Annotated in this window: 6 protein-coding genes; 5 read left to right on the plus strand and 1 reads right to left on the minus strand. The window is 42.3% G+C overall.

Annotated features, from left to right (window positions below):
• Positions 1-7: 7 nt before the first annotated feature.
• The 5 genes from sufD (at position 8) to ABDZ53_RS09700 (ending at position 5,258) form a co-directional block, all read left to right on the plus strand.
• Entirely contained in the window at positions 8-1,306 is a 1,299-nt protein-coding gene (gene sufD, locus ABDZ53_RS09680; RefSeq protein WP_343755989.1) for a Fe-S cluster assembly protein SufD, read from the plus strand.
• Positions 1,303-2,541 carry a cysteine desulfurase gene (locus ABDZ53_RS09685; protein WP_343755990.1) on the plus strand — a complete coding sequence of 413 codons (1,239 nt, stop codon included), beginning with the start codon at positions 1,303-1,305 and terminating at the stop codon, positions 2,539-2,541. Before sufD ends, ABDZ53_RS09685 begins: the two co-directional genes overlap by 4 nt.
• On the plus strand, positions 2,528-2,998 hold the full coding sequence (gene sufU, locus ABDZ53_RS09690; protein WP_343755991.1) for a Fe-S cluster assembly sulfur transfer protein SufU: 471 nt from the start codon (positions 2,528-2,530) through the stop codon (positions 2,996-2,998). Before ABDZ53_RS09685 ends, sufU begins: the two co-directional genes overlap by 14 nt.
• A gap of 34 nt (positions 2,999-3,032) precedes the next feature.
• Positions 3,033-4,430 (plus strand): Fe-S cluster assembly protein SufB, encoded by a 1,398-nt coding sequence (gene sufB, locus ABDZ53_RS09695; RefSeq protein ID WP_343755992.1) that lies wholly within the window; start codon positions 3,033-3,035, stop codon positions 4,428-4,430.
• Between the two features lie 147 nt (positions 4,431-4,577).
• The gene (locus ABDZ53_RS09700; protein ID WP_343755995.1) at positions 4,578-5,258 is read left to right on the plus strand and encodes a PAS domain-containing protein; all 681 of its coding nucleotides are present in this window, start codon (positions 4,578-4,580) and stop codon (positions 5,256-5,258) included.
• Positions 5,259-5,337: 79 nt separating this feature from the next.
• Here ABDZ53_RS09700 and ABDZ53_RS09705 read toward each other — a convergent pair whose 3' ends face one another.
• The gene (locus ABDZ53_RS09705; protein WP_343755997.1) at positions 5,338-6,825 is read right to left on the minus strand and encodes a beta propeller repeat protein; all 1,488 of its coding nucleotides are present in this window, start codon (positions 6,823-6,825) and stop codon (positions 5,338-5,340) included.
• Positions 6,826-7,457: the final 632 nt, after the last annotated feature.

Below are 7,457 nucleotides of genomic sequence, written 5' to 3' on the forward strand. Positions count from 1 at the left end.
CCTATTCATGGAAACGAAACAAAAACAATACGTTGAGCACGTAGACGCATTACAAGCCTTCTCAAGAGGACTCGGAGAACCTGAGTGGATGCTTCAAATGCGATTAGAAGCATTAGATCAAATCGAAAACCTGGAACCTCCGGTTATCGAACGCTTGCGTTATAATCGTTGGCCACTGTGGCAAGTGCCTACTTTAACAGGTGTGCCTGCTGCTAAAAAAGTGGATCCTTTTGAATTCATTGAAGACAAAGCGGATGCCGCTCGTGTGATACAAGCTGGAAACGATACAGTAATTGAAACACTTCCTGAATCATTAAAGGAAAAAGGTGTCATCTTTACAGACATGCAGACCGCATTAAAAGAACACCCTGATTTGGTAAAAGAAGCGTATATGACAACAGCCGTTAATCCAGGAGATAATAAAATCACAGCTTTCCATGCTGCCTTTATGAATTCTGGATTGTTTTTATACGTACCAAAAAATGTTGAGATTGAAGATCCGCTTGAAGCGGTCTTTATTCAGAACAGTTTAGTGGAAGATGCATTTATCAAACACGTCTTAATCTTAGCTGATACTAATTCAAACTTCACTTACGTTGAGAAGTTCTTAACGAAAGGGGACAAAAAGAACGCAGCTAACATCATAGTTGAAGTGGTGGCTAAAGCTGGAGCACAAGTAAAATTCAGTGCCGTGGATCAGTTAGGTGTGAATACAACAGCCTACTTGAACCGCAAAGGGTATATGTACAGAGACGCGACCATTGATTGGGCATTAGGTTCAATGAACGGTGGAAACGTGGTGTGTGACTTCGATACGGACTTAGTCGGAGACGGATCGTCTTCTGATTTGAAAGCTGTCGGTATTAGTAATGGCAGACAAACCCAAGTGATTGACTCCAATGTCGTCAACTACGGTAACCACACAAACGGGAATATTTTCCAGCACGGCGTGATTCTGGACCGAGGCACGTTGACCTTTAACGGAATCGGACACATCATCAAAGGCGCTAAGCAAGCAGATGCTCAGCAAGAATCGCGTGTCTTAATGCTTTCTGATAAAGCGCGTGGAGATGCCAACCCGATTCTTTTAATTGATGAATTTGAAGTAACGGCGGGACACGCTGCGTCTGTCGGACGAGTGGACCCTGAAGAGATGTATTACTTGATGAGTAGAGGAATTGAACAGGAAGAAGCCGAGCGTTTAGTTATCCGAGGATTCTTAGGAGCTGTTATTGCGGCTATTCCACTCAAGAGTATTCGCGACGAGCTAGTTGAAACAATCGAAAGGAAGCTGACCACTAAATGACCGTACCTTACGAGCAGCTGAAGAATGATTTCACGATTCTTCAGCAAACCGTCAACGACGAACCATTAGTGTATTTGGATAATGCGGCAACCACTCAAAAGCCCGAGTCTGTCTTAAGAGCATTGGAATTGTACTATCAAACATCTAATGCGAACGTTCACCGAGGGGTTCACACTCTCGCTGAGCGGGCGACAGCTCAATACGAAGGAACGCGTGAGAAAGTCAGACGCTTTATAAACGCCAGAGAAACAGCGGAGGTCTTGTATACGCGAGGCACAACGACTGGACTAAACTGGCTAGCTAAGAGTCTAGGTGACTTAATCATTGAACCCGGTGATGAAATTGTGATTTCCTTTATGGAACACCACTCTAATATCATTCCTTGGCAACAGGTCGCGCAGAACAAACAGGCCACGTTAAAATACATTGAGCTGACTGAAGACGGTCAGCTGGACATGGCTGATGTGCGTGCGAAGATTACCGAAAAAACTAAAATAGTGTCTCTAGCCCATGTGTCCAATGTCTTGGGTGTAGTGAATCCCATTAAGGAAATTACTCAAATGGTACACGATGTTGACGGGGTAATGGTCGTCGATGGGGCACAAGCTGTGCCTCATATGCCGGTCGATGTCCAGGATCTGAACGCTGATTTTTATGCGTTCAGTGGACACAAGATGCTTGCACCAACAGGAATTGGTGTCCTTTACGGAAAGCGAAGCTGGCTAGAGAAAATGGAGCCCCAGGAATTTGGCGGAGAGATGATTGATTTTGTCGGACTCCAAGACAGTACGTGGAAAGAACTGCCATGGAAATTTGAAGCTGGTACACCGAATATTGCCGGTGCCATTGGACTGGGAGCGGCCATTGATTATTTGGAAAAAGTAGGCATGCGTGAGATAATGGATCATGAACAAAATATGATGGCTTATGTGATGCCGAGGCTGGAAGAGATAGACGGTTTAACCATTTTCGGACCGAAGAATATAGAAGACCGAACAGGCGTGATTGCTTTTAACATTGATGGCATTCACCCCCATGATGTAGCCACAGCTATGGACATGGAAGGGGTCGCTGTGCGGGCCGGTCACCATTGTGCCCAACCGCTGATGAATTATATGAATCAGCCGGCAACCGCCCGTGCGAGTTTTTATCTCTATAACACCCTCGAAGATGCCGATCAATTTATCCAAGCACTCAAAGCCACAAAGGAGTTTTTCTTAAATGGCCTTAACTAAACTAGATCAATTATACCGCGCTGTTATCTTGGACCATTCTCAGTCTCCTAGAAGACGGGGAACGCTGGATAAAGCAACAGCTAAGATTGAGTTACGTAACCCGACGTGTGGAGATGTGATTCAAGTTCAACTAGCTCTTGAAGAAGACAAAATTACAGATGTGCGTTTTGACGGGAGCGGCTGTACTATTTCTATGGCCAGTGCCAGCATGATGACTGAAGCTATTTTAAATAAAACAATTGATGAAGCCTTGCATTTATCTGAAGAGTTCTCTGAATTGGTTCAAGGCAACGAACCAGAAGACAAAGAGGCTTTAGGAGATGCGACGATACTGTCCGGAGTGGCTAAATTTCCAGCGCGCATAAAATGTGCGACGCTATCTTGGAAAGCTTTAGAAAAAGCTTTAGCAGATGATGGAACAGGTGTCGACGGGCAAATCTCTCATGACATTGACTGATTAGAAACAGATTGACTAGAGGAAGGGGAAACATATGTCTAACGTACCTGAACTAAAAGAATACCAATTTGGATTTCACGATAAAGACGTTGAAGCTGTTTATGATACGGGTAGAGGATTAACGGAAGATATTATTCGTGACATTTCCGCTCGTAAAAATGAACCACAGTGGATGCTGGACTACCGATTGAAATCATACGAACACTACAAATCCCGTCCAACACCTGAATGGGGAGCAGACTTGTCAGATGTAGACTTTGATAACTACACGTATTTCCGAAAAGCATCTGACAAACCAGCACGCAGCTGGGATGATGTACCAGAAAAAATTAAAGAAACCTTTGAACGACTAGGTGTACCTGAGGCTGAACGTCAGTATTTAGCTGGATCAGGAGCCCAGTATGAATCAGAAGTGGTTTACCACAACATGAAAGAAGAGTTTGAAAAAATGGGTATCGTCTTTATGGATACAGATTCTGCCTTACAAGAGTACCCGGAAATTTTCAAAGAGCACTTTGGAACAGTTGTCCCGCCAACCGATAACAAACTTGCAGCTTTAAACTCAGCTGTTTGGTCAGGTGGAACCTTTATCTATGTACCAAAAGGGGTACGCTGTGATGTGCCACTTCAAATGTACTTCCGTATTAACGAAGAAATGATGGGACAATTTGAGCGTACACTCATCGTAGTGGATGAAGGCGCAAGTGTACACTACGTTGAAGGATGTACAGCACCAACATTCTCATCAAGCTCACTGCACGCAGCGGTTGTAGAAATCATCGTTAAAAAAGATGCTTACTGCCGTTACACGACTATTCAAAACTGGTCTGACAACGTGTATAACCTAGTCACAAAACGGGCACACGCGGCAGAAAATGCAACAGTTGAATGGATTGACGGAAACTTGGGAGCTAAAACAACGATGAAATACCCAAGTATTCACTTAAATGGTCGTGGAGCGCGTGGAACAACCATGTCTATCGCTATGGCAGGAGAAGGACAAGTGCAAGATACTGGAGCGAAAATGATTCATAACGCACCGAATACATCGAGCTCAATTGTCTCCAAATCCATTGCTAAAGATGGTGGAGCGGTTAACTACCGTGGACAAGTGACTTTTGGAAGAGATTCTGCTGGATCTATTTCACACATCGAGTGTGACACCATTATTATGGACGAACTGTCTAAATCAGATACGATTCCATATAATGAAATTCACAACTCAAACGTTGCTTTAGAGCACGAAGCGAAAGTGTCCAAAATTTCTGAAGAACAGCTATACTACTTAATGAGTAGAGGGCTGGACGAAGAAACTGCTACAGAAATGATTATCATGGGATTCGTTGAACCATTTACGAAAGAACTCCCAATGGAATACGCCGTTGAATTAAACCGTCTTATCAGTTATGAGATGGAAGGCAGTGTAGGGTAAACATAATACATGAAAGCTGGAAATATTGAAGTTTAATATTTCTAGCTTTTCTTTTGTGGAAAAATGGAAATTTTAAAATGTAATGACTTGAATGTACACTGAGTGAAAGACTTTAGTTCACTCACCAGAATGAAAAGGGGAAGCACGATGCAAAAAAGAAAACTATTTTTATGTATACCAGTGATGGCGAGCGTCCTTATCGCTTGTACAAATGAAGCTAATGAAGGGGACACCACCAGCGCAGAAGAAGTGAACCTTCCGCAAGCCCCCTCTATTGACAAAGGAGACACCATCGAAACGACTATCGATATAGAGAATTCAGAGGAATGGGTAGAGGACGCAGCTGAAGCAACGGATGCGGTGTCAGGTGATACATACGTTCACTTAGACAGAGGCGTGTTAACCGTTAACCAAATCAGTGACTTGCTTAAACACTTGCCAATGGAAATGACTTTCTCAGATAGTAACAGTCAATTCTTATATTATAACTACCGTGACGAACCTGAAGATATGCTGGCAGCTCGAGCGCCTGAACAAGTTGGGGATTCTTTAACTGAAGGACACCCGGAAGAAGCACAGGAAAATATGCAGAGAGCTTTGGATCTGTTCTATGCAGGAGAAGAAACCTTCTTCCAGCGTCCGGTAGAAACAGACAATGATGACGAATATGTTGTCATATCCTATCAAGCCGTATACGGTGAAGATGGGGAATACAAAGGCGTCGCTCAATACGCACAAGACATCCAACCCATTATTGATTTTTATTTAGAACAAGAGGGTATGATGATTGTTGAGGATCCAGATGCTGTATCTGGTGCAACAGAATAAAAAAGAAAAAGAACTCAAAGTGTCTGGTTTAAAACCAACGCATTGAGTTCTTTTACTTAGAGTGCGATAGACCAAAGTCCTATTCAGATTGCTCGTCACTGCCTTCAATGACTTCAATAAATTCCCACGATTGGCCCTCATCATTAGATTGGTAAAGATAGTAAGTATCATACAAGTATTCTGAATGAGGATTCGGGTAAAGACGAACGAACAATGAGCCATTTTCTTCATAAGGGAGCTGTGGAATGGGCGATGAAAGGGTTTCTACACTATCGTTCAATTCTGTATCAGCTTCTGGGAATACAACGGGCGAAACGTCTTCCCCTGCATTATCGGTACGGAATAACCGTGCTGTAGTCTCGTTATTCCTCGACAAGATGAAAAAGCCCAGGTCGTCATCAAAAAACACTATGCCGGAAGTCACTCCGGACCGTCCGTTAAATGGATCGGGGTTAACGGTCTCCCAAGTGCGGCCTCCGTCAAGGGTCTGGTCTAACCCGTACCATCGGCTCCCAGTAGCTGCATCGATGACCGCTAATCGGTATCCCAATTCTTCAGATACAAAAAAGACTTCTTGCTGCTGGTCGTCTAATTGGTAACCCAAAGTCACCTCTTCTTCAGCTGCCCGTGCCTGTTCCTCTGCTGGTCCACTTAACGAACGATCGATAAAGCGCATAGGGGTAATCTCATCTGTTTTACCCGCTACGAAAAGAGAAACAGTGTAGCCGATAATTTCTTCGCTGGGACTCTCTAGTGGTACAGGCTCATTGTCTTCCAAATAGTAGATCCCGTCACTATTATAGCCCCAGGTTCTGTACCCAGCATAATAAATGCCGAAGCGGTCTTCTTCAGGCCATTCTTGCATGAACTCTCCAATGGATAATTGATCCAAGGTGTCTACAAGGGGAGACAGCAACCCATTCTCATCTATATCATAGGTCGGTTGCGGTTCGTTTATTGTGACGACGAGTTGATTAGGTTGGGAGGTTGAAGAAATAAGGAAACTTTCAAACAAGCCATTTTCATTTTCTCCTACTATTGGCATATATAAAGACTCGACGTCTCCTTCTCGGTTAAATACGACTTCTACATTTGAATAAGCATATAGCTTTTCAGGTAGGTGGAGTTCTTCATCAATTTCAGCTAAGAGACCATTTAAACCCTGTTCGACAATATTTGTTTCTTCCAGATCAATAGTCGTCTGCGTTTGCCATTCACGAATAAATCGGTGAAGAGGCGTCCCCCACCACTGAGATAGTTCATAAGCTTGAAAACCTGTATATATCGTCGTCCCAAGCAGTGCGATAACGACAAACCAGAACCAATATGTAGTCACTTTTTTTATAGAATGGGTATAATGCTGGACGCTTCTACGAATTCTTTTTCTGAATATGAAACACATTAATAGCCAGATAGTTAAACTACCCGCTAAGGCAATCAAAATATGGACTCGCCTAGCTAGGCCACCGTATTCAAATAGGGACAGAAGGACAGAGCAGAAAACAATATAAAGAATGAGAAAAATAGGATTAAGGACGAATGCTTTGACATCATAATTCTTTTTCACTGAGTTCTCCTTTCATATTAAAAAAATTTGTTGATTTTTTTCAGTAGGGCACAAATAAAACTCGCCTTCATTCAGGTAATCACTGTCATAGCTTTATAATAAAGTTAACTCACTCTTTAAGTAAATCAATTTTAGTCAAAAAATAGCCCTCTTACTTTATCTTGTGAATAAGGAAGAGGTTAAATCGGCTAACTGTTTTTAAATACATCTGTAAAGTTCTGACATTTTCTAGGAGTTGACAGGATAAGAATCTTACTTTGTGTTTACTTGTGTATTATCATACATCTTATCTTTTCTGTCTAACTCAGTGTAACCTATCCACTAGGTTACATATACCCCAGTGAATTCAATTTTCAATTTAATTTTTTAGAGGTTTATGCGATACCATTCTTTATAACTTTGTTTGGTGTTCATTTTTGTAAACGATTCTTTATGAAACGAGAATGGCAATGACTCCATTTGCTATTCATTTTACCAAATTATCTAATTGTCTCTATTCAGCTATAATGTTAAGGGAGCTAGGTATTTACAAAGATGACTGTTATTATACGTTTGAGGTCACTTGACACTCCCACAGCTAAAGCAGTGGGATTCTTAAGTGCTTTGTCGAACGCAGGCCATTTCTGTTTTGT

The sequence above is a fragment of the Alkalibacterium iburiense genome (assembly GCF_039521845.1).
GTDB lineage: Bacteria > Bacillota > Bacilli > Lactobacillales > Carnobacteriaceae_A > Alkalibacterium > Alkalibacterium iburiense.